This window comes from Kistimonas asteriae (genome assembly GCF_018263925.1).
Taxonomy (GTDB): domain Bacteria; phylum Pseudomonadota; class Gammaproteobacteria; order Pseudomonadales; family Endozoicomonadaceae; genus Kistimonas; species Kistimonas asteriae.
Genome location: NZ_JAEVHF010000003.1, coordinates 144334 through 166248 on the forward strand (window position 1 = coordinate 144334; position 21915 = coordinate 166248).

Below are 21915 nucleotides of genomic sequence, written 5' to 3' on the forward strand. Positions count from 1 at the left end.
ATATCACGACTTACGGCTGGCATGATACAGGTGACTCTCCTTATAGTTGCGGTGCAAATGAACCAGCAACACCATGATGACAGCCGCCACAGGCAGCGCCAGCAGGATACCGACAAAACCGAACAACTGACCGCCGGCCATGATGGCAAAGATTACCGCCACAGGGTGCAGACCAATTCGGTCGCCCACCAGCAGCGGGGTCAGCACCATCCCTTCCATCATCTGACCAATGCCAAAAACAATCACCACGCCGAGAATCGGCCACCAGCTGTCGAACTGGAAGAACGCCGTCACCAGCGCCACACCGATACCCACAATAAAGCCCATATAAGGCACGATACTGGCCAGACCGGCAATCAAACCAATCAAAATGGCAAACTGTAACCCGAGCAACCACAAGCCAGTACCATAGATAATGCCCAGCAGGAACATGACCATCAGCTGCCCCTTAAGGAAGGCACCCAGCACGTCATCACATTCACGAGCCAGAACCATCGCCGTTGGCTCAATATTCCGGGGCAGCAGCGCACGAATATTCTCAATCATTCGGTCCCAGTCTCTGAGCAGATAGAAACTGACCACCGGAATCAGAAACAGGTTGGCGAGAAATCCGGCCAGCGCCATGCTCGATGCCGACACCGAGCGACCTACCCTGGCCAGGATACCACCCGCCTGCTGCCACTCATGTCCCAACCGGGTACTGAGCTCCCGAAGGTTGAATAGCTCAGGATCCAGATTCACATAGGCCGACAACCGGGGCACCAGGTTATTCTGCAGCCAGTCTCCCCAATGGGGCAATAATGTAATGACCACCTTGATCTGGTTCACGATCATGGGAATCAAAACCAGCAGTGTCACCACCAGCAACAAACTGACCACAATGAAGACGGTGGTCACCGCCAGCGTTCGGGATAATCCCAGCCGCTCCAGTCGATCCGCCACCGGATCGCCCAGATACGCCAGCACCACACTGACCAGGAAAGGCGTCAGAATGGGCTGCAGCAGGTAAACAAAGAAACCGGTTACCAGCACAAAGCCAAGAATAAACCAGCGCTGCGTATAATCCCTGTCTGCATTCATACCGTGAATCCCTTTAATGACGGGTTAATCGCCCAGCCTTCCACGCCGGACTGTCGTTGATCATTGAACAACACATTATTTCTGCCACATATAATAGAGGTCAGGACGGCGAACAGGCTCACCCTCCGACACCTCCACCGGCGTCGCAGGCAGAGCGGGATAGGCTCTCGTCAGATTCCGGTCGAGACTGATCTCTGCATCCACCTGCTCCGGACTGCCATCAATCACCAGATCCAGCGTCAGGGTATCGCCCTTAACACGCACCGGCATGACCGTGCGCACCGCTGTCAGGTTTTCAAGATAACGCAACAAGCCAGCATAATCATGCACATCATTGACGGCATTCACCTGCAATCGCAACGGATGTTCGGACGAACCATCGGACAGAATGGCATAAAATGCAGCAAGACGACTGGCGACCAGCGACAAGGCCCGGCTGGCAAACACATCCATGGTCACATCATTGATGTCTTCATTAAATACCTGGCCCCGGAATGCAAACATGACCCGACCGCTGACCTTATCCGGACCAGAAGAGTAAACCCGCATGGCTAAAACAGGATCCACCCCATAGCGTCCAGAGGCCTGCACGACGGGTGCCGGAAACAACCCCCAGAGTTCCGCCATGGATAATGACAGGCTGTCTTCCACATCCAGCAGCGGATAAAGTAATGGAACACCCCACTGATCTGATGCCTTCTGCAAGGCGGCAACAACGGTTGAGGGACTTTCAGCGCCCAGCATCTGTCGACCGCCACGCTCTTCAGAGGCAACCCAGATCAGCGTTTCCGGCCGGTTATCACCCCATAGAGGCAGCTGATTATCATGTAACAACTTATTGACCGCGACCCGGTTAAAACTGACATCCAGCGTAAAACCTGGTTGGCGATTCGCCTGATCACCATCGCCAGCATTGATTTTTCGATAATCATACCGGCTAACCAGCACATCGGGTTTCTGCATGGCGATCCGAACTCCTTCACGCGCCGGCGCATCAATCTGCCCCGTCACCTTGATCACCACCTGCGCCAGCGCCTGTGAAAATGCCTGTGCACGACTTTCACGCCCCTGGTCAGGCACAATGACCTGAGCCTGGTACAGATTTTTGATTTCTGCGGCCTGCAGAGTAGGTGCGACCATGACACAAAAAAGTGCTGCCACCCACAATCTCACACCGAGACCCCATGAAAGTCTGGTCATTTCCTGTCCCCGAACAACGAATATCCCAAGTACACCGCGTTGCCACCAAACCTGTCGCCTGAGCATCGGGTGAAAAATCTGCGAAGAGTATAGGGTAACCGATTTTTTGCAAGCATCGGCACCTTTAGATCAACACTCTATTGAGAAGGTATCAGGTTGCAGCGAATTTCAGTGAAAGACTGGCATCAACACCAGGCCATGAATACCTGCATCCAGGTATTATCCATGTGAAGGAAAGAAATATAGGAAGGAATAAAGCGGGAAAAACATCATCATGCCGCCTCGCTTGAGACGGCATGCAGCACCGGCTTACATGGAGCTGGTGAAGGTACGGGTAATAACGTCGCGCTGCTGCTCAAGCGTCAGAGAGTTGAAGCGCACAGCGTAACCGGAAACCCGGATGGTCAGAGAAGGATAGTTCTCCGGGTTAGCAGCCGCATCTTCCAGCATTTCACGGGACAGAACGTTCACGTTCAGGTGCTGACCACCTTCACGGACAGCCTGACCTTCAACGGGCAGTTCGCGGAAAGCGATCTCACCCAGCTCAGCCAGTGCAACTTCCTGGTCCTGGGCAAAGGTGTCACCTTTGGCGCACAGGCAGCGGGCAGTGGCGGCTTCTTCGTCCAGAAGCCAGATAGAATTCAACAGATCAGCGTTGGCGGACTGAGTGATCTGGATACCTTTAACAGCCATGGTACATCCCCTTTTTTACTGCTTAGGGTTCAACTTGGTTTGAATGCTACCAACAAAAGTTGAAAAAGGTAAGCCTTTAATTTACTGTTTTGCACGGATATTCTTACGCGTTTATCTATCCACTGTTTTCATGGTGGTGAATCTTTCTTCCGACCGCTTCACCACTCCCCCATCGCTGTTGTCGTATGATGGAATCCTCCCATGCAATGTCACCGCATAGAAGAACTGATTGAACTGCTCAAGCCTGTCTGGCTGGCACACAACAACCTGAACCTGACACAAATGCTGGCTCAGCTGGCTGAAGAAGCGGGTTTTGATGGCCAGCTTTCAGACCTGACCGATGATGTGCTGATTTACCACCTGAAAATGCGTGGGACTTCGAAGGACACCATGATCCCGGGCATTCAGAAAGATTGTGAGGAAGACTTTAAAAGTGCACTTTTGAAAGCACGCGGCATTCAATCCTAAGACGCTTTACTATAGCAATGCTGACCTATCAACAGGTCAGCATTCACAAGAGCCGGTCAAACTCTACCAGATGGCGCATATTTCCCAAATTGCAAGAATCGAATCTTTGCTGGCGGCAAAGGTAATAATTTGTCATTTTCCAAACATTCTTTATAGATAAATCGCAACGCGTGCACACCATACCGTTTATAGACACTACGCCATATAGACTGCCCAACTAAAGCATGGAGACTGCAAACCATTTTTTTTTCATCAAGTTCGCTACTCCTCAGGCGGCCATCAAGAAGATTATCAAGACGCTGCCCAACACTCTGCAACTGAACGGACAGCTGCAAAAGCACCAGCATTCGGGGATATCGATTTATAGCAATAGCTTCATCATGAAGCCAGCTTAAGCGAGCATTATAGCTAAGTAGTAATGCTGCCAATTGAATAGCAACCACGCTATTACAATCCGCAGCTCTTAACACTTTTTTCAAGGCTGTATCATTGAAGCCCCATGTTGTTATTTCCGTATCGGCTGTTCCGGAAGCCAATATCATTTCTGTTATTTCGTAATTCCTGAGATGTACCGCCAGATGAAGTGGTGCAGCACCATGATCAGTACTGTCTAGCCCAAACTCTCCTCGAGGAAAACGTTGTGAACATTGGTTACAGTTCACCTGCCTTGAAAGCAGCGCCTTAACTAAATCAGGACGCTGCACCTGTACAGAATAGTGAAGGGGAGTCTCATACAACGCAGTCTTTACATCACAATTGGCATCATAACGGATCAGCAATTCTAACATCCCGATATCACCGTTCTTAACTGCATCATGCACTGGCGTACGTTCAAAGAAAGAGGTTTTTGTATTAACATTCGCGCCCTTATCCAATAAAAAGGCAGCTATATGTCTATGCTGTTTCTTAACCGCCTGATGAAGACGGGTTTCATACTCTTTATTCTGAGCCTCAATATCAAAAGACATCCCCGCCTGTACCAGCCTCCGCACTACAGACAAATAACCACATCTAAAAGCCTCCTCCAATAAACGATTTTTCTCTTCAGGAACCGTCGTATCAGCAGCATGTAGCATTTCCAATATTTTTATATAGACATGGGAAGCATTTAGATCCGATCCAGCATCCTCTGCCCCAGAAAAAACCAGATCATCAATAAGCAACCACTGTTCGCGCTCATCACCCCACATATACACCTTGACGGCGTTTTGAAGAAGAATACACAAATTTAGACCATCACAGGTAAAAAAACACTTATAGAACAGGCTTACCTCCATTTCTCCAGCAGGTAGTCCCTTATCAGGTAAAATTGCATATTGCGGAAATGAAATATTTCCCCCCAATAACCATTGAAATTTTTTTGTCTCATTTTCAACAACACGTTTTTCCAGCTGATACCTTTGACGGGCAATCGCAATCCGATACATATTCTGGCGCCTGACAACTTCAGTCAAAAAACAAACATTTCGCCCCTGTTTTACAAAAGAAGCAGTCTCTTGAACTAGTTCTTTAGCCTGATATTGAGCCATCCTATAAGGTTTGTTCGCACCAGATACCGGATTCATAACTAGATTTAACCCTCTACAACATTTGTCATATTTCTCAAATAAAATAAGACAATCAAAGATTAATCAACGTTCAAAACAGACCAGCAAGTTATTTCAACAGCATCAAGCCGTTGTCGGCATTCATTACATGTCAGTTCAAAGTCTGTAAATGCACGGGACAACGAAGGGCGCCATGGTCCCGGGCATTCAGAAAGACTCGAAGACGACTTTAAAATCGCTCTTTTGAAAGCCCGTGGCATTCAATCCCAGGTAACCATTGCACGATGCCAGTAGAAGAAGATACTGGCATCTTTAAATAGACACTCCACACTCCGACCAAAGCTCCTTGCCCTGCAATAGCGTTAAATAGCTGACTCTCGTTAACGCGTTCCCAGCGAACCGAAGCGCAGGAAATCGATCTTCTTGTCAGGCAATCCTAAATGACGCCGGATTTCATCATAGTCATTAACATACAGCCACTCCATCATTCGCAATCCCATGGAATGCCATAGTGACTCCCATATCCTCTGCGCAACTAACGCATGCAAACTGTTCACATTCAGCCTGTCGCCCTGGGCCAGAATGCTAAACATCCGACCATCCAGCGCATTTACGAGGGCCCGTCCAACATTCCCCTGATACAACAGCATTGCAAGCACTACCAGTACAGACCGAGACTGCTGCGCATCTATGCGCGGCTTTTCTGAATGCGAAAAAATATCTGGTGAATCAATCTGGGCCCTATATGATAACAGCAGAGCCATCACCTTCACCGGATCACCATGTGTCTCACCCCAGAATGCTTTTTTCAGCGCCGTATAACGCCAGCCTTTTGTCTTGATATTGATATTCACTCCGTGCTGGAGTAAGCGCTTTATTATCGGACAAATACCTTCATGTACTGCTATATGTATAGGTGCTGCGCCATGGTCAACACTGAAGGGGTGAAACTCGCTGACTTGACGACTAGTAACAAAATTACATGCCGCATTGTAATTGAGCAGCACATCGACTGAATCCAGATCATGCGATCTTATGGCATGGCAAAGTGGTGACTCACCAACAACATTGGGAGCCTCATAATCTGCACCGCTGCGAATCAGTAACTTGATAATGTCTGCGTTACCATTTATTGCCGCGCGCTGCACCGACGTTATACCCTCAAGACCTGGCTCCAGTCTGTTAACATCTGCCCCATGACGAATCAGATACTCAGCCTCACTGATTTGATTCCATACTACTGCCAATTGCAAAGCGGTTAACTCACCTGAATCATTCACAAGATCAGGAGAAACACCTGCCTCGACCAACTTTCTTACGACCGGCAAGCAACCACAACGTGACGCTTTTTGTAACGCCTGAGCACAGACACGATAACTGCCAAGTTCTTCAATGTGTCGCCCACGCGTATTCATCACATCTGTCACTGTCAGCGTAAAATAAATTGCCAGAAGCGTTACCTCTGCTCCCCCCTTGCTATCATCTATATTGACACGAATGTCATCTGCCAACTGCCACACTTTATTTTCAACATTCCACTCCAAACTTTTGATGCCATTATCAAAAAGCATACACAGCATATGGCCATTATCTGAGAACTCGCACCGGCGTATTATATTAGCTCATCCCCTAGCACCTGCAAAGCGATTACTGATGGACACACTGGCGGCAAACAATAGCCATGAGGGACAGTATCAACCTCCAGCAAACATCGACGCCTGGCACAAAACAACTCAGCATTGTGTATGCGCATCCTCACATCATAATAAGCTTGTGCTACCAGTCGTTGATTAAAGTGACCAACAATAGCTGATTTACTCTCACCCTTGCGAGCTGCACCACCCTGCACACCTACAACACATGATTGTTCATTTCGTACAAAATAACCTCCATCACCTTCCCTGATGTTATTTGCCATATCTAATCCTCGCATAACCTAATAACACACCATATTTGAATGCCTGAATAACAGAACAACATGCCAGAGAGTTCATACCCATTATTGAGTTTCTAACAATCAAATAAGACACCTATAAACGACATAAAGTTCGAAACAAACCTGCAAGATCAATCAGCAACCTCCAACGGATGTCAGCATTTAGCACATATCAGTTTTGAACCTGAGGATTACCAGCATATCTATATCACAATGGAGCTTACCTTTATTCAACTGCTTCATGTGCCACACAGAGGTAACATGGTGAACATATATGGCTAGCAGCACCTCAACTCATGATGGGCACAATCCTCATTATTACACTCAACAAACCACAGCCACTAGACCGTTACTCAATCAAGACGTGGACAATCCTATAACTGCAGCGATGACCGCCTCCCTGAAAACCCAGCAAAAAGTACAGGTAACACGTGACCTTATAATTGGTAATGCCGCCAATGCGTTGATTGCAATACAGATCACAGATAGAACCGGTATATTGCTGTCGTTTTATCTGTAGGTTCTATGGCAAAGATTGATGTTGTTTGTGCCCATTGTGATGGTACCAAAGCTGTTGTGAGAAACGGTAAAGCGCCCTCAGGTCTGCAACGTTACCTCTGTCGTGACTGCAAGCACAGCTTTCAGATCGAGTTCATCTACAACGCGAATCAGTCAGGAACCCATGAGCGGATTATCGACATGGCAATGAATGGTGCAGGGGTAAGAGACACAGGGCGAGTACTCAATATCAGTCCAAACACCGTATCCCGCCATTTAAAAAACTCTCTCCCCAACAAGTAACAAGCCATCCCTTCGAGAAGGCCAGGGTAGAGCTACTCTGTGAGATGGATGAGCAGTGGTCTTTTGTAGGGAACAAGCGGAATCAGCGGTGGCTGTTCTATGCTTGGGAGCCACGCTTCAAACGGGTCATAGCCCATGCATTTGGGCGAAGGGCTGAGTCTACACTCCAATCACTGCTCAGACTCCTTGAACCCTATAGTTTCAGCTTTTACTGTACTGATAACTGGCGTCCTTACACCTCACACCTGCCGGAGAATCGACATGTCATTGGCAAGTTATTCACACAAAGAATTGAGAGAAACAATCTGACGTTACGTACACGTTTAAAAAGACTGGCTCGCAAAACGATTTGCTTTTCCCGCTCAGAGGAGCTTCACGATAAAGTCATTGGTGAGTTTATCTCTCGCACTCACTATCAACGTGTTTGATGCATTACCTTATAATTCGAGAACGACGTGTCACACGATTTAACCAGAAAGCAGAAGTGTTAATGGGCGAACAATGTACAGCTATCCAAGAGACAGGCTTGATGAAGGATGAGAAGAGCTATTGTTGTTCGCTATTAGCATCTTCAAATGATCAACTGACAAATAAAGACTCATTCAGATGTTGTGTTTCAAACAATCTGTTAACAGGGGTAATTTTATTCAACAATCAATGTAAGTGTCTGAAGAGAGATTCCATTTCATCTGCATGGCTATTACTTTCAAACTACAACGACATTAACTCACAACGAGAAGATTTCGATTCAAACACAGCCCTAATGGAGCTAATCAAGACTGGCGATACAGAGCTAATAGATTTTCTTTTGATCAATGAGGCTGATACCAGCGTGACAAATGACTGTGGGGAATACCCACTTCATGTAGCAGCAGCATACGGCTATCTGGACATAGCAAGAAAATTACAGGTGTCAGGAAAATGTGACCTGGCAGACAACAACGCACAAACCCCTCTGCACAACGCTGCAGAGGCAGGACATCTGGATGTAGTACGATGGCTACTTTCCTCAAGGACAATTCATCATCTGCCTGATGATGTTGGCCAAATGCCGCTGCACAAAGCGGCCATCAATGATCATGCAGCGGTTGTAGAGGCTTTGGTCGAGTGGGGTAGTGATTTAGATATGATCGACCATGAACACATGACACCACTCCATTTGGCGGCGCTTAATCGATGCGAGAAGGTTTTAAAGCTATTGTTGGAATGGGGAGCAGATATTCATGCTATCAATTCAACTGGGGACACCCCACTTCACTTAGTCTTTTCGGATAACAAACCCGTTAGCCTGCTTTCTATTGCCTATTTGTTGTATTACAACGCAGACCCTCTTACTTACAATGATGACAATCAATGTCCAGCTTACTTAGCGACTGAGGCTATTGAAAAAGCACTACTGGAAATCCCCATTGAACCAATATACGAAGGGCAAAGAAGCTGTCCTCCCACACTGGAAGAAACGTGCAAAAATGTTGTTTGGTGTACAATTCTTGATCTGTTCTGCCGTAGCGAAAAAGCGGCACAAGAACAGTTTTTTACAGCAATACTACCTTATTTCATTATCGACTCGACCCCGACATTTTCATCAGGTCGAATACTTCGTGGCTTTAGTCGGGATTTACCTCTTTCTTCAAACAATTGACTTCAGCACCAATGAAATTAGCCCAATCACCCAGCTCAGAATAAATTGAACGATAAAGAGGGCAGTGACAATTTAACCAACATCACAGTGCGGGCTCTTTTCAGGATAGGGTACCTATTAGTTGCCAGTAACTTACGTTTGAAGTCTTTTTATGCCTTTGTAGATACCCGAGGTCAGGGCGCCTGTCTTAGCCCTCCTATCCATTGAAGGTGATGGATCAGCACTTGCATTGCCCCCCCTGACAATTGAACCAACATTTGTGTCAGGCTCACATACACGCATAGCCAACCCCTGCAACCATTGCTACAATACGCCGCCTTCCAAACCTGTACGAATGAACCAGACAGGCCCACTGATGACCAAGTCTTCCCAGTCTCTGAGTTACAAAGACGCCGGCGTGGATATTGATGCCGGCAATGCCCTGGTGGAACGTATTAAGCATGTGGCGAAACGCACCCATCGCCCGGAAGTGTTGGGTGGACTCGGAGGGTTCGGCGCCCTCTGTGAAATCCCGGCCGGTTACAAACAGCCAGTGCTGGTCTCCGGCACCGACGGCGTCGGTACCAAACTCCGCCTCGCCATGGATATTGGCAAGCATGACACCATCGGCATTGATCTTGTCGCCATGTGCGTCAATGACCTGATTGTCTGTGGTGCAGAACCCCTCTTTTTCCTTGATTATTACGCCACCGGCCACCTGAACGTGGATATCGCCGCCAGTGTTGTCGCCGGTATCGGCCAAGGCTGCGAACAGGCCGGCTGTGCGCTGGTCGGCGGTGAAACCGCTGAAATGCCCGGCATGTACGAGGGTGAAGATTATGACCTGGCCGGCTTCTGCACCGGCGTGGTCGAGAAGTCCGGCATTATTGACGGTTCGGCCGTGAGCCCGGGGGATGCCCTGATCGCCCTAGCTTCCAGCGGCCCCCACTCCAACGGCTACTCTCTGATCCGCAAGATCATCGAAGTCAGCCAAGCTGACCTGACCGCTGACATTGACGGTCGCTCGCTGGCCGACGCCCTGCTGGAACCCACCCGAATCTACGTCAAGCCACTACTGAACCTGATCAAGACCCATCCGGTCAATGCGCTCAGCCACATAACCGGTGGCGGCCTGCTGGAAAACATCCCCCGGGTGTTACCTGAGGGAACCAAAGCCGTTATCAATACTCAAAGCTGGCAACGGCCCGCCGTATTTGAGTGGCTTCGTGAGCAAGGCAATGTCGATGAGCGGGAAATGTACCGCACCTTCAACTGTGGCGCCGGCATGATCATCGCCGTTCCCGAAGAAGCCAAACAGGATGTCATCACTTTCCTCTGGGAACAGGGTGAGACCGCCTGGGAAATCGGCACCATCGCGAACTGCGAAGCGGGCGACGAACAGGTCGAACTGGCCGGTTTATAAGGGAATCAGGGCCGGCCACGGCGCCGGCCTTCTGGTTAAGCAAAGACCTCATTACCTCCACGTGCAGGATTCATGACCCGTAACGCCTTATCCGTTGTTGTCCTTGTCTCCGGCAATGGTAGCAACCTGCAAACCCTGATCGATCAGCAGGCAGACCTGGGAATTCGCATCAGCGCTGTTGTTAGTAATCGTGACGATGCCTATGGTCTGGTCCGTGCCCGGGAAGCTGGCATTCCCGCCATCACACTGAACCATCAACCGTACGCAGACCGTGAAGCTTATGACGCCGCACTGATCCAGCATATTGACCAGCACCAGCCGGAACTGGTCGTCCTTGCAGGTTTCATGCGGATTCTGACGCCGGTTTTTACCCGCCATTATCACGGCCGTATGCTCAATATTCATCCGTCCCTGCTACCTAAATACAAAGGTTTACATACCCATCGCCGGGCGCTGGAAGCGGGCGATACCGAGCACGGCGTCACCGTCCACTTTGTGACAGAAGAGCTGGATGGCGGTTCACCGGTTATTCAAGCAAGAATACCGATTACCGAGACTGACAGCGAAGAGACTCTGCGCGACCGCGTGCATACTCAGGAGTATGCAATTTACCCCCAGGCAGTCGCATGGTTTGCCGAAGGGCGTCTGAAGCTGATCAACAATCAGGCCTTCCTTGATGATGCAGCATTGCCATCCACTGGGTATGATTACCCTGTTAAAGAAACAGCGGAACTGTCATGAAACACCTGTTACTGGCCAGCCTGTTAGCTTTCGCCCCCACCACTGGCATGGCAGCCACTCAAGCACCCCTGGCGTTTGAAGCCAGCTATTCCGCCACCATGGGTAACATACCCATGGACGGCACAGCCGAACGCAAACTGCTCAGACAACCCGATGGCACCTGGCAACTCACCTTCAATGCCGAGATGCTGTTTTACAGCTTTTCCGAACAGAGCCGTTTCACGCTGGATGAGAACAACCGAATCCAACCCATCAGTTACCAACTGAAGAAAGGCGCACTGGGCAAGGATCGACAGGCATCGGTTAAGTTTGACTGGAAACGCAAACAGGCTGACAGCCGGGAAGACAATGACCAGTGGGAACTGGCCATCCAACCCGGTGACCTGGATAAAATCAGCTACCAACTACAACTGCAGGAAGACATGCGCCAAGGGCGTAAAGACCTCCATTACCAGGTCGTTAATGAAGATGAGCGTGATGATTACCAGTTCCTTGTGGAAAACGAAGAAACCCTCCAGACCCCGCTGGGCCCGGTTAAAACCATCCGTCTGAAAATGCAGCGCGATAACAACAAACGCCAAACCTGGATATGGCTGGCAAAAGAGTGGAATTACATGCTGGTCAAGCTTCGGCAAGTGGAGAAAAACAAGGAATACGTGATCTCATTAAAAGAGGCGTCTATTGAAGGTAAGGCACTTGAGCCAACCCACACAGTCAAAAAGTAATAACATGCCATAGACCATCATAAACCCAAAGTACGTTAGGATTACGGATGCAGGAAAAATTTCCAGTTAAAAAGCCTTCAACAGCCAATCAAGCATTACACAGGTCCAGATAGCAGCCGATTATAAACATGCTGATAGCAATGCACAGGCGCTGGATAGGGTTCAAAATGCTCTTCAGGTAAATGAGCGAGATCTCTAACAATGACATTTGCAAGTATGTAAATCATGTAGCCAAATAAGAAAACACTATAAACAGGAAGAGCGATCACAAAGGTGCAGGCAAATACCAAACCACCAAGCATTATTGCCAAGGGACAAAGACAGCTTGAAATATCATATATGTATCTACTCACCCTCCCAGCACATATGAGACCAACAAGTGCGGCAACGACACCTCCCACCACTACAGAGATTATGGCACCTAACGGTACACAGAATAGCATCAGACAAAAGCAGCTCAAGCCCCTCCCACACAATGACATACACTTTTGATCATCATTACCCTCCCCAATATCGTCATCCTGAGAACCTACAGACTCTTCAGGTGATGGCGTCAATGGTTCTTCAGGAGGCTCTACTGGATTATCCTGTGGGGCTTGATTATTTTCGCCTTGTAACAATGCATTCAATAAAAGCTGTAAAAAATGCTGCTGAATAAAGTGTATAAGCTGTTCCTGATTTTCCGGCTGATGTAACAAACCTATAAAATCACGCTCCATCGCATTTCTTACATCACTGCCAACTGGAATAGGATCAACATCGAAAGGCTTTTCTCCTTCTACTGCTGCCACACGAAAATCTTCAACAACCTTATCACCTATGACTTGTTGCCCATCACTTCTTTCAAAAAGATGCCTTTGGGTAGATATAGTCTGCTTGCCGTCAAAAGGTAAGTCAATATTTGTTCCGCCACGCCTAACAAAGTTGTTAAAACCTGCTTTCATAAAAACCTCTACCGTGATAATTTACCAGAACAAAAAAATAAAAAACACAATCACAAAACTAATCACCGAACACTTACCAACACATAAAACATAAGGCCATTACGTTATTACAGTTGAATAATGACCTCGTTCGCTATTCGCTGCTCAAAGTCAGGATAAAGCGCTTTAACCTGATCCATGACAGGGGCAAAATGATTTTCCAGCGCTTCGCCTAAGCCAAACCTATTCTCAAAATCATCCTTTATCTTTTTCACTTGCTCGGCCACTTCAGAAAAACCAAAATGTTCAACCTTACTTTTTATATCACGCAGTGTTTCCTCATCAACAACAGCATGAACCATTTGCAACTCACCAAACTCTTCTTCCTCCACCGCTGTTTCAAGAGGCTCTTTCAGCTTTTGGAAAAACAATAAAATAGGCTGTATTTTTTTATCATCAAGATATTTCACCCTTTCTTTACTTTCAACAGCACCAACACCTGAATCAACCCCACAATATCGCCTCAATGATGAGAGCCCCCATTCATACATATGATGGAATGCATCCCAGAATTGATCTAGTCCATAATGCTCAGGCTTAAAAAACAGGCAAGTATTACCATGACGATCCTGATAATCAATAAACAACACATGCCTGTGACCTTCTGGCAAGAAAGTGCCTTCATCAAGGTTATACCCATAGTGCTTATAGGCATTGGTTTCCTTTGTAAGATGTGAAGAAGGGCGCCGATAATGCCCATTATCTGGACGTCTAAGAAACTCAATCAGGTTACCAATATTCTCTCCATACAATCGATATGCACCATCTGTAAAACGGTTTTTCGCATTTTGATATAAACAGTTACAAATATCTTGAATAATAAATTTCGTGGCGGCTCGCAAAGCCTCTTTTCGGGCCTCTTCGAGATTTAAAGGCTGGTTAAACAAAACATCGACAATCGCATTTTTTACACTTACTTCAAGCGGACCATCTTCAGCATCCTTAACATCTTCTTGCATTTGTTGAATACTTGCGAATGTTCTTTGAACACCTAATAACAGTTCAATTTTTTCAAAAATGTTGTCAATAAAATTATCCAGCCACCTTTCTTCATCAAGAATATTTTTTAAATAAAGATAGCCACGCCTTACTCTCTCTTTCCATTTCTTTTCATCAAGAAGTTCTTCCCCTTTAAACCCAAGCGTTCGAAACTCCTGAATATCTTCATCAGTCACCTGAGGCTCCGTAAGTCCGACAACATTCTCTTTTTCAACAGCTTCAATTACCACCTCATGTAGCTCAGTTATCTCACATTCAGTGCTTGAAGGTAATGCTTCAGCACCCAAGTCAGAAGGCTCTTCCAAATCCTCATCCTGTACTATCACAAATGATTCTGCTGCATGATTATCACTGGACGCAGCTCCATTAGAGTCTAAGCCATTGGTATTGCCACAGCCCGTATGAGCACCACACACCACTCCTCCTTGAAGAAGACTCTGATGTACAACCACTACATCTTCAAGCGAAGAAGTACTACGAGAACGAAGACTGGTGCCAGAACTCCTTCTTTGCTCAAGACTGACTGTCTCCGTTTGCTCTTCCGGAACACTAACACACCTCCCTCGGAAACAACCTGCTATCAAATGCCAAATATTCTGGAAACAATCTGCCGCCATTCCCCAACAAGCCCGTAAGCAAACATTCATATAAACACCACCATTCATGCAATAAAAAGATAACCCAGAACCCATCATAATTAATATGATTTATCTGCTAACTTAATAACCGTTAATGAAATAACCTTTATTCTTTAATTGCAGTAACTTACTGGTTTTCAAAAACAACAAATTCTCTATTTGCGTCAGTCAAGAGTCTTTATCTCCGGAGCCTTAAGACTTAGACAGTTACCTAAATAACATACTTCCTTGTAAAATCTCTCCACAATCCCTGACATGAGAAAAACTGATGAGACTACTGCACACCATGCTGCGGGTCGTTAACCTTGACCGCTCCATTGCCTTCTATCGGGACGTGCTGAAAATGCAGCTACTCCGCCAGTCGGAAAATGAGGAGTACCAGTACACCCTGGCCTTCCTGGGCTATGGCGATGAAAGCGAAGGCGCAGTGATTGAACTGACCTATAACTGGGGCACTGATAGCTACGATCACGGCAACGCCTTTGGCCACATCGCCATCGGTGTTGATGACCTGTACGGCACCTGTGAAGCAATTCGCACAGCCGGCGGGAATATCACCCGGGAACCCGGTCCGGTTAAGGGTGGCAAAACTGAAATCGCGTTTGTTGAAGATCCGGATGGTTACAAGATCGAGCTGATCCAGATGACCCATGCTGGACAGGGACTCGGTTGAACGAGCAATAAAAAGGCCCTTAATCGGGCCTTTTTACTTAGAAGTAAACAACATCAATCCAACAGATTTCTGCCTTTACCCGCCGCTATGCGCAAACGCAAAGCGTTGAGCTTTATGAAGCCTGCTGCATCGGCCTGATCGTAAGCACCGGCATCGTCTTCAAATGTCGCGATACTTTCATCAAACAGCGACTGATCCGATTCCCTGCCCACAACCGTGATATTGCCTTTATACAGCTTGATCCGAACCCGGCCACTGACATTGAACTGGGATTCATCAATCATCTGCTGCAGCATACGACGCTCCGGCGACCACCAGTAACCGTTATAGATCAGCTTGGCGTAGCGCGGCATCAACTCATCTTTCAGGTGCGCCACTTCACGGTCCAGCGTGATGGATTCAATCGCACGGTGCGCCTTCAGCATGATGGTGCCTCCGGGCGTCTCATAACAGCCCCGGGCCTTCATGCCAACATAGCGGTTTTCGACAATATCGGTTCTGCCCACACCATGCTCACCGCCCACCTTATTCAGGTAGGCCAGCACTTCAGCCGGTGTCATGTCTTTGCCATCAATAGCGACGATATCGCCATTGCGATACGTTAGCTCCAGATACAATGGCGTGTCTGGCGCAGCTTCCGGCGACACACTCCAGCGCCACATATCCTCTTCCGGCTCCGCCCAGGGATCTTCCAGAATGCCGCCTTCATAGGAAATATGCAGGAGGTTGGCATCCATGGAATAAGGTGATTTACCTTTCTTGCGCTCAACGGCAATACCGTGGCGATCACAATAGGTCAGCAATTTCTCCCGGGAATTCAGATCCCATTCCCGCCAGGGGGCGATCACCTGGATACCGGGCTTGAGCGCATAAGCGCCCAGCTCAAATCGCACTTGGTCATTCCCTTTGCCCGTGGCACCGTGGGAAATGGCATCCGCACCGGTTTCACTGGCAATCTCAACCAGCCGCTTGGCAATCAATGGACGGGCAATGGAGGTGCCCAGCAGGTATTCCCCTTCATAGATGGTGTTCGCCCGGAACATGGGAAAAACATAGTCTCGGACGAACTCTTCTCGCAGATCTTCAATGTAGATTTCTCGGATGCCGAGGGCTTCGGCTTTGGCGCGTGCAGGTTCGACCTCTTCACCCTGGCCCAGGTCGGCCGTGAAGGTGACCACTTCACAGTGGTAGGTATCCTCAAGCCACTTCGCTATCACAGAGGTATCAAGACCTCCAGAGTAAGCGAGTACAACCTTGCTGATATCTTTCATTAAAGACTGACTCCGATCGACTTCTCGTTTAAACGTTGTAATTCTCTGCGTCGGGGCGGCCATTCTACCCCGCTCTCCGCCTGAAAGCATAGAGCCTGCCGCGGGAAACCCCGAATATCAGCGAGATTTACGACTGTTTTTTACCAACTCCCACCTTATTTGAACCAATCACTGCATAAATGCACTACTTGCCGGTAACCAACCGGTTAACCCTGTATACCTTTCAGACGATGCTTCGGGTAAGATTCGCCCGACCAGTTACCCGCCCCCCCAACGGCTCCAGAGACAGGCTTTTGCGTCAATGACAGAACGATTGCAGATTACCCGCCCGGATGATTTCCACCTCCACCTGCGTGACGGCAAGGTTCTGAAAGAGACCGTGGCCGCCAGCGCGCGGGATTTCGCCCGGGCGATTATCATGCCCAACCTGCGCCCCCCCGTGACCACCGCACAGCAGGCGGCCGAATATAAAGCCCGTATCAACGAGCAAATCCCCGCAGGCAGCGCATTTCAGCCATTGATGACCCTCTACCTCACCGACAACACCACCGCGGCGATTGTCAGTGAAGCGAAAGCCATGGGCGATGTGTATGCACTGAAACTGTATCCTGCTGGTGCCACCACCAATTCCGACTCCGGTGTCTCCTCGCTGGAAAAAATTTTCCCAGCCATTGAGGCAATGATTGATAACAACCTGCCTTTACTGGTGCATGGCGAAGTCACCGAGAATCACATTGATATCTTTGACCGGGAAAAGGTCTTTATTGACCGCCACCTGCTGCCGCTGGTTGAGCGTTACCCGGAATTGAAAGTGGTCATGGAACACATCACCACAAAGGAAGCCGCGCAGTTTGTGGCTGGTACAACGGACAATGTTGCGGCCACCATTACACCTCAGCATCTGCTGTATAACCGCAATCACATGCTGGTTGGTGGCATTAAACCGCACTTCTACTGCCTGCCCATCCTGAAGCGAAACATCCACCAGGAAGCCCTGCTGCAGGCTGCCACCAGCGGCAGCCCCAAGTTCTTCCTGGGCACGGATTCTGCGCCCCACGCCAAAGGGGCCAAGGAAAGCAGTTGTGGTTGCGCCGGTTGCTTCTCCGCCTTCGGCGCCATGGCGTTTTATGCCGAGGCCTTTGAATCCATGAATGCGCTGGATCGCCTGGAAGCTTTCAGCAGCCATTACGGCGCTGATTTCTACGGACTGCCACGCAATACCGATACCATCACCCTGGTCAGACAGACCGTGGATGTACCGGCTTCCCTGCCGCTGGGTGACGAGGAAGTCGTTCCCCTGAAAGCGGGTGAACAGTTACACTGGATGGTGGAAAACGTTTAGACATAACGTCAAACCATGCAATACCTCCGGACTGCAACCACGCAGTCCGGCTCTCTCAGTTAACAATTAAGGCATTGGTGTGAGTAACGAGGAATACAACCGTTCACATTCCCCCATGGCGGACCGCTTCCGTGGTTTCCTACCTGTCGTCATTGATGTAGAGACCGGCGGCTTCAACGCCAAGACCGATGCCCTGCTGGAAATTGCCGCCATTACGATTGGTATGGACGAAAACGGTTACGTCATGCCGGAAGACGAAACCGCCTATCACGTACAGCCGTTTGATGGCGCCAACATTGAAAAGGCAGCGATTGAATTCATCGGTATCGACCCCTTTCATCCGTTGCGCATCGCGCATCCGGAACAGGAAGCCTTGACCAACATCTTCAAGTCCGTGCGCAAGGCCGTTAAGCGCTATGGTTGCTCCAGGGCTATCCTGGTTGGCCACAACGCCACCTTCGACCTGGGCTTTGTCAATGCCTGCGCAGAACGGAATGACATCAAGCGCAACCCGTTCCACCCCTTCTCCTGCTTTGATACCGCGACACTCTCAGGTCTCGCTTATGGCCAGACCGTACTGGCGCGCGCCTGTGATGTTGCCGGTATTCGCTTCGACAAAAATGAAGCGCACTCCGCCCGGTATGACACCCGGAAAACTGCCGAACTGTTCTGCACCATCGTCAACCGCTGGAAAGAACTGGGCGGCTGGAACGACTGATAGCCACACCGCACCTGAACGCTCTGAGCCGCTGGCCAGAGCGTTTTCTTTCTCGAAAAATTCTTACAAAAACCTTGCAGTCCTGCCGCCGTTCAGGTTATTTTTCCAGCAACTGCAGACGCAGTTCAGTCCAGATACACCATTACCGAGACAATAAGATGCTAATACTCTTTGACTCATACTGCTCACCTCTAACGGTCACTTCTGAATCTGTCTGCTCTGTCTGCCTGCACCATTCCCACCTGCACCACCATCATCACTGAAACCAACGTTTCAAACGGATTCTGTTAGCTATTCTGACCGCTTCCGACAGTTATTCTGCCCGTGTCACCGCATAAGCTGATGCATAATTAAGAACACGGCGGCAACCCAAACATTTAAGACCTGAAGGTTTGACCCATGAACGCAGTGATTGTTGCGGTGGTCATCATGCTCTCCTTGAGCCTGATGCGCGTAAACGTGATTTTAGCCCTTTTCCTGGGCGCTCTGGCCGGCGGCCTGACCGGCGGACTCAATCTGGAAGAGACCCTGTCCGCCTTTGGTGCGGGACTGGGTGGCGGCGCCAGCATTGCCCTGAGTTACGCATTACTCGGCGCCTTTGCCATGGCGATCTCCCGCTCCGGCATTCCCGAAGCCCTGGCCGGCGGCATCATCACGCAGATGGATAAAGCCAAGGCGAAAGGCAACCCTCGCCTGATCAAGCTTGGCCTGCTGGGCAGCATTATTCTGATGGCCATTGCCTCACAGAATCTGATACCCGTTCACATCGCCTTTATACCGATCCTGATTCCCCCGCTGCTGGGCGCCTTCAGCCGCATGCAACTGGATCGACGCCAGGTGGCCTGTGTGATCACCTTCGGTCTGACAGCGACCTATATGCTGTTCCCGGTTGGTTTCGGCAATATTTATCTGAATGAGATCCTGGCCGCCAACCTGAAAACCAACGGCCTTGATACCACCGGATTCTCCATGTCCAGCGCCATGATCATTCCAGTAGTCGGTATGTTCCTGGGTATGCTCACAGCAGTGTTCATTACCTATCGCAAACCAAGAACCTATCGCATTGATGAACCGTCCGCCTCCAGCGCTCAAGCAATCCCCAAGGTATCCAGAAAAAATGCGCTGATAACAGGGCTCGCAGTCATACTGGCACTGACGGCACAACTGCAAACCGGCTCCATGAGCCTTGGCGCTCTGGTGGGCTGCATGACTCTGGTCATTGGTGGCGTCATCTGCTGGCGCTCAGCTGATGACGTGTTTGTTCAGGGGATGAAAATGATGGCTTTCTGCGGCTTTATCATGATTACTGCCGCCGGCTTTTCTGAAGTGCTTAGAACGACAGGCGCCGTGCCTCAGCTGGTCAACGCTATCGGTGAAATGATTCAGGGGAATAAAGGGCTGGCTGCATTCATGATGCTGCTGGTCGGCCTGCTGGTGACCATGGGTATTGGCTCATCCTTTTCGACCGTACCCATCATTGCGACACTGTATGTGCCGCTTGGCCTCTCCCTTGGATTTTCTCCATTGGCCGTTGCGGCTCTAGTTGGCACATCCGGCGCACTGGGCGACGCCGGCTCACCGGCTTCCGATTCCACCATCGGCCCCACTGCCGGCTTGAATGCTGACGGTCAACACGACCACATCAGGGATTCCGTTATCCCGACATTCATCCACTATAACCTGCCGCTACTGGTATTCGGCTGGGTCGCCGCCATGATCCTGTAAATAAAAAAGCCCTGCAATTGCAGGGCTTTCTTTTTATCTGTATTGAAAAATCAATTACAGCTCATCAGCATTCTCAGACAAGTAAGCAGCAACACCATTCGGATTAGCCTGCATACCTTTTTTGCCTTTTTCCCAGTTAGCCGGGCAGACTTCGCCGTGCTCTTCGTGGAACTGCAGGGCATCAACCAGACGCAGCAGCTCGTCAATGTTACGGCCCAGTGGCAGGTCGTTCACGATCTGGGCGCGAACAGTGCCTTCCTTGTCGATCAGGAATGCACCACGGAACGCTACGCCACCTTCAGATTCCACGTCGTACGCCTTGGCGATGTCGTGACGCATGTCGGCAGCCAGTGTGTAACCCACCTGACCAATACCCCCCTTGTCTACCGGGGTGTTACGCCATGCGTTGTGGCTGAAGTGGGAGTCAATGGAAACACCGACCACTTCAACACCTTTTTCCTTGAACTGCTCAATACGGTGATCCAGTGCAATCAGCTCTGAAGGGCAGACAAAGGTGAAATCCAGCGGATAGAAGAACACCAGGCCGTATTTACCCTTGATGGCTTCTGCAAAGTTGTACTCGTCGACAATCGTGCCGTCAGCCAGAACCGCAGGAACAGTGAAGTCAGGTGCTTTCTTACCTACCAATACGCCCATTGAGCTTCTCCATCAGTATTGATCAACTGGACCGACAGGGATTACCCCTGCCGGTCCGGGACAAATGATCTACATCATATACCCTGTACCGAAGATCGCCTACCGCCGACACCGGAAATCCTGATAGAAATTTTATCTCTGCCTGATAGAAAAATTTAATCGACAGAATACAGAAACGAAATGGGGAAACAGAAGGAACAAAAACGAGCAAGAAACACAGTAACAAAGGCAAAAAAGGAACCGGCTATCCCTTTGGGATAACCGGTCGCAGAAAGAGCTTACGCCTGTCCTGCACTGTCAGAGGGCTCTGACTCACCCTTCACCGCTGCCTTGATCATTGACTGCAGCTCACCCTTCTCGTAGAGGTCTACGAGGATGTCACTGCCGCCCACCAACTCACCCTTGATCCAGAGCTGAGGAAAAGTCGGCCAGTTCGCGTATTTCGGCAGGTTGGCACGAATCTCGGGATTTTCCAGAATATCCACATACGCGAACTTCTCACCACAGGCGATCAGAATCTGAACAGCGCGTGAAGAAAAGCCACACTGCGGCATTCTCGGGGATCCTTTCATGTATAGCAGGACATCATTGTCAGCTATCTGCTGCTTAATCTGTTCGATCACGTCCTCTGACATGTATTACCTCTGGTCTTGGGTATATAAATCAGTGCGAAT

General features: G+C 49.2%; 22 protein-coding genes. 11 read left to right on the top strand and 11 right to left on the bottom strand.

Annotated features, from left to right (window positions below):
• Positions 1 to 3: 3 nt before the first annotated feature.
• From KHS78_RS05070 to grcA, 3 genes are all read right to left on the bottom strand, one after another.
• The gene (locus KHS78_RS05070; RefSeq protein ID WP_211825766.1) at positions 4 to 1080 is read right to left on the bottom strand and encodes an AI-2E family transporter; all 1077 of its coding nucleotides are present in this window, start codon (positions 1078 to 1080) and stop codon (positions 4 to 6) included.
• A 75-nt stretch (positions 1081 to 1155) separates the two neighbouring features.
• Complete coding sequence (locus tag KHS78_RS05075; protein ID WP_211825768.1) at positions 1156 to 2241, bottom strand: DUF2066 domain-containing protein; 1086 nt, start codon at positions 2239 to 2241, stop codon at positions 1156 to 1158.
• 348 nt (positions 2242 to 2589) lie between these two features.
• Positions 2590 to 2973, bottom strand: coding sequence for an autonomous glycyl radical cofactor GrcA (gene grcA, locus KHS78_RS05080; protein WP_211825770.1), 384 nt, complete (start codon positions 2971 to 2973; stop codon positions 2590 to 2592).
• Between the two features lie 201 nt (positions 2974 to 3174).
• On the opposite strand from grcA, the gene KHS78_RS05085 reads away from it, so the two are divergent.
• Entirely contained in the window at positions 3175 to 3441 is a 267-nt protein-coding gene (locus KHS78_RS05085; protein ID WP_211825772.1) for a YihD family protein, read from the top strand.
• Positions 3442 to 3497: 56 nt separating this feature from the next.
• Here KHS78_RS05085 and KHS78_RS05090 read toward each other — a convergent pair whose 3' ends face one another.
• From KHS78_RS05090 to KHS78_RS05100, 3 genes are all read right to left on the bottom strand, one after another.
• Positions 3498 to 5006 carry an ankyrin repeat domain-containing protein gene (locus KHS78_RS05090; RefSeq protein ID WP_211825774.1) on the bottom strand — a complete coding sequence of 503 codons (1509 nt, stop codon included), beginning with the start codon at positions 5004 to 5006 and terminating at the stop codon, positions 3498 to 3500.
• A gap of 362 nt (positions 5007 to 5368) precedes the next feature.
• The gene (locus KHS78_RS05095; RefSeq protein ID WP_211825775.1) at positions 5369 to 6559 is read right to left on the bottom strand and encodes an ankyrin repeat domain-containing protein; all 1191 of its coding nucleotides are present in this window, start codon (positions 6557 to 6559) and stop codon (positions 5369 to 5371) included.
• A gap of 41 nt (positions 6560 to 6600) precedes the next feature.
• Complete coding sequence (locus tag KHS78_RS05100) at positions 6601 to 6906, bottom strand: hypothetical protein (protein ID WP_211825776.1); 306 nt, start codon at positions 6904 to 6906, stop codon at positions 6601 to 6603.
• A gap of 292 nt (positions 6907 to 7198) precedes the next feature.
• On the opposite strand from KHS78_RS05100, the gene KHS78_RS05105 reads away from it, so the two are divergent.
• The 6 genes from KHS78_RS05105 to KHS78_RS05130 all read left to right on the top strand — a co-directional run bounded on the left by KHS78_RS05105 (position 7199) and on the right by KHS78_RS05130 (position 12235).
• Positions 7199 to 7444 (top strand): hypothetical protein, encoded by a 246-nt coding sequence (locus tag KHS78_RS05105; protein ID WP_211825777.1) that lies wholly within the window; start codon positions 7199 to 7201, stop codon positions 7442 to 7444.
• 5 nt (positions 7445 to 7449) lie between these two features.
• Positions 7450 to 8153, top strand: a protein-coding gene (locus tag KHS78_RS05110) for an IS1 family transposase (protein WP_211825778.1) whose coding sequence is annotated in 2 segments (ribosomal slippage) — positions 7450 to 7699 and positions 7699 to 8153 — 705 coding nt in all. Because the reading frame shifts where the segments join, the coding sequence is not laid out codon by codon here.
• Positions 8154 to 8254: 101 nt separating this feature from the next.
• The gene (locus KHS78_RS05115; protein ID WP_211825779.1) at positions 8255 to 9367 is read left to right on the top strand and encodes an ankyrin repeat domain-containing protein; all 1113 of its coding nucleotides are present in this window, start codon (positions 8255 to 8257) and stop codon (positions 9365 to 9367) included.
• Positions 9368 to 9722: 355 nt separating this feature from the next.
• Entirely contained in the window at positions 9723 to 10769 is a 1047-nt protein-coding gene (gene purM / locus KHS78_RS05120; protein ID WP_211825780.1) for a phosphoribosylformylglycinamidine cyclo-ligase, read from the top strand.
• Between the two features lie 72 nt (positions 10770 to 10841).
• Positions 10842 to 11510: a phosphoribosylglycinamide formyltransferase gene (gene purN, locus KHS78_RS05125; protein WP_211825782.1), complete on the top strand. Its 669-nt coding sequence runs from the start codon at positions 10842 to 10844 to the stop codon at positions 11508 to 11510.
• Positions 11507 to 12235, top strand: coding sequence for a DUF3108 domain-containing protein (locus KHS78_RS05130; RefSeq protein ID WP_211825784.1), 729 nt, complete (start codon positions 11507 to 11509; stop codon positions 12233 to 12235). Before purN ends, KHS78_RS05130 begins: the two co-directional genes overlap by 4 nt.
• Positions 12236 to 12330: 95 nt before the next feature.
• Here the strand turns inward: KHS78_RS05130 and KHS78_RS05135 are convergent, their stop codons facing one another.
• The gene (locus KHS78_RS05135) at positions 12331 to 13179 is read right to left on the bottom strand and encodes a hypothetical protein (protein ID WP_211825785.1); all 849 of its coding nucleotides are present in this window, start codon (positions 13177 to 13179) and stop codon (positions 12331 to 12333) included.
• 107 nt (positions 13180 to 13286) lie between these two features.
• Positions 13287 to 14882, bottom strand: coding sequence for a hypothetical protein (locus KHS78_RS05140; protein ID WP_211825794.1), 1596 nt, complete (start codon positions 14880 to 14882; stop codon positions 13287 to 13289).
• A 241-nt stretch (positions 14883 to 15123) separates the two neighbouring features.
• Between KHS78_RS05140 and gloA the strand changes: the two genes are divergently transcribed.
• Positions 15124 to 15528 carry a lactoylglutathione lyase gene (gene gloA / locus KHS78_RS05145; RefSeq protein WP_211825795.1) on the top strand — a complete coding sequence of 135 codons (405 nt, stop codon included), beginning with the start codon at positions 15124 to 15126 and terminating at the stop codon, positions 15526 to 15528.
• Between the two features lie 53 nt (positions 15529 to 15581).
• On the opposite strand, the gene KHS78_RS05150 is transcribed toward gloA, so the two are convergent.
• Positions 15582 to 16799, bottom strand: a complete 1218-nt coding sequence (locus KHS78_RS05150) for an argininosuccinate synthase (RefSeq protein ID WP_211825797.1) — start codon at positions 16797 to 16799, stop codon at positions 15582 to 15584.
• A gap of 301 nt (positions 16800 to 17100) precedes the next feature.
• Here KHS78_RS05150 and pyrC point away from each other — a divergent pair, with 301 nt between their 5' ends.
• From pyrC to KHS78_RS05165, 3 genes are all read left to right on the top strand, one after another.
• Complete coding sequence (pyrC, locus tag KHS78_RS05155; protein ID WP_211825799.1) at positions 17101 to 18141, top strand: dihydroorotase; 1041 nt, start codon at positions 17101 to 17103, stop codon at positions 18139 to 18141.
• Positions 18142 to 18256: 115 nt separating this feature from the next.
• A complete protein-coding gene (gene rnt, locus KHS78_RS05160) occupies positions 18257 to 18859 on the top strand; it encodes a ribonuclease T (RefSeq protein WP_211826081.1) in 603 nt (200 codons plus the stop codon).
• Between the two features lie 399 nt (positions 18860 to 19258).
• A complete protein-coding gene (locus KHS78_RS05165) occupies positions 19259 to 20584 on the top strand; it encodes a Na+/H+ antiporter family protein (protein WP_211825803.1) in 1326 nt (441 codons plus the stop codon).
• A 54-nt stretch (positions 20585 to 20638) separates the two neighbouring features.
• On the opposite strand, the gene KHS78_RS05170 is transcribed toward KHS78_RS05165, so the two are convergent.
• Entirely contained in the window at positions 20639 to 21241 is a 603-nt protein-coding gene (locus KHS78_RS05170; protein ID WP_211825805.1) for a peroxiredoxin, read from the bottom strand.
• Between the two features lie 278 nt (positions 21242 to 21519).
• Entirely contained in the window at positions 21520 to 21876 is a 357-nt protein-coding gene (gene grxD / locus KHS78_RS05175; RefSeq protein WP_211825806.1) for a Grx4 family monothiol glutaredoxin, read from the bottom strand.
• Positions 21877 to 21915 lie beyond the last annotated feature (39 nt).

Coding starts and splice junctions, on each gene's coding strand:
- pyrC (WP_211825799.1), top strand. CDS start 17,101: ATGACAGAACGATTGCAGATTACCCGCCCGGATGATTTCCACCTCCAC.
- KHS78_RS05090 (WP_211825774.1), bottom strand. CDS start 5,006: ATGAATCCGGTATCTGGTGCGAACAAACCTTATAGGATGGCTCAATAT.
- KHS78_RS05140 (WP_211825794.1), bottom strand. CDS start 14,882: ATGAATGGTGGTGTTTATATGAATGTTTGCTTACGGGCTTGTTGGGGA.
- KHS78_RS05150 (WP_211825797.1), bottom strand. CDS start 16,799: ATGAAAGATATCAGCAAGGTTGTACTCGCTTACTCTGGAGGTCTTGAT.
- purM (WP_211825780.1), top strand. CDS start 9,723: ATGACCAAGTCTTCCCAGTCTCTGAGTTACAAAGACGCCGGCGTGGAT.
- KHS78_RS05170 (WP_211825805.1), bottom strand. CDS start 21,241: ATGGGCGTATTGGTAGGTAAGAAAGCACCTGACTTCACTGTTCCTGCG.
- KHS78_RS05085 (WP_211825772.1), top strand. CDS start 3,175: ATGCAATGTCACCGCATAGAAGAACTGATTGAACTGCTCAAGCCTGTC.
- KHS78_RS05070 (WP_211825766.1), bottom strand. CDS start 1,080: ATGAATGCAGACAGGGATTATACGCAGCGCTGGTTTATTCTTGGCTTT.
- KHS78_RS05095 (WP_211825775.1), bottom strand. CDS start 6,559: ATGCTTTTTGATAATGGCATCAAAAGTTTGGAGTGGAATGTTGAAAAT.
- rnt (WP_211826081.1), top strand. CDS start 18,257: ATGGCGGACCGCTTCCGTGGTTTCCTACCTGTCGTCATTGATGTAGAG.
- KHS78_RS05165 (WP_211825803.1), top strand. CDS start 19,259: ATGAACGCAGTGATTGTTGCGGTGGTCATCATGCTCTCCTTGAGCCTG.
- gloA (WP_211825795.1), top strand. CDS start 15,124: ATGAGACTACTGCACACCATGCTGCGGGTCGTTAACCTTGACCGCTCC.
- KHS78_RS05115 (WP_211825779.1), top strand. CDS start 8,255: ATGAAGGATGAGAAGAGCTATTGTTGTTCGCTATTAGCATCTTCAAAT.
- grxD (WP_211825806.1), bottom strand. CDS start 21,876: ATGTCAGAGGACGTGATCGAACAGATTAAGCAGCAGATAGCTGACAAT.
- grcA (WP_211825770.1), bottom strand. CDS start 2,973: ATGGCTGTTAAAGGTATCCAGATCACTCAGTCCGCCAACGCTGATCTG.
- KHS78_RS05130 (WP_211825784.1), top strand. CDS start 11,507: ATGAAACACCTGTTACTGGCCAGCCTGTTAGCTTTCGCCCCCACCACT.
- purN (WP_211825782.1), top strand. CDS start 10,842: ATGACCCGTAACGCCTTATCCGTTGTTGTCCTTGTCTCCGGCAATGGT.
- KHS78_RS05105 (WP_211825777.1), top strand. CDS start 7,199: ATGGCTAGCAGCACCTCAACTCATGATGGGCACAATCCTCATTATTAC.
- KHS78_RS05135 (WP_211825785.1), bottom strand. CDS start 13,179: ATGAAAGCAGGTTTTAACAACTTTGTTAGGCGTGGCGGAACAAATATT.
- KHS78_RS05100 (WP_211825776.1), bottom strand. CDS start 6,906: ATGGCAAATAACATCAGGGAAGGTGATGGAGGTTATTTTGTACGAAAT.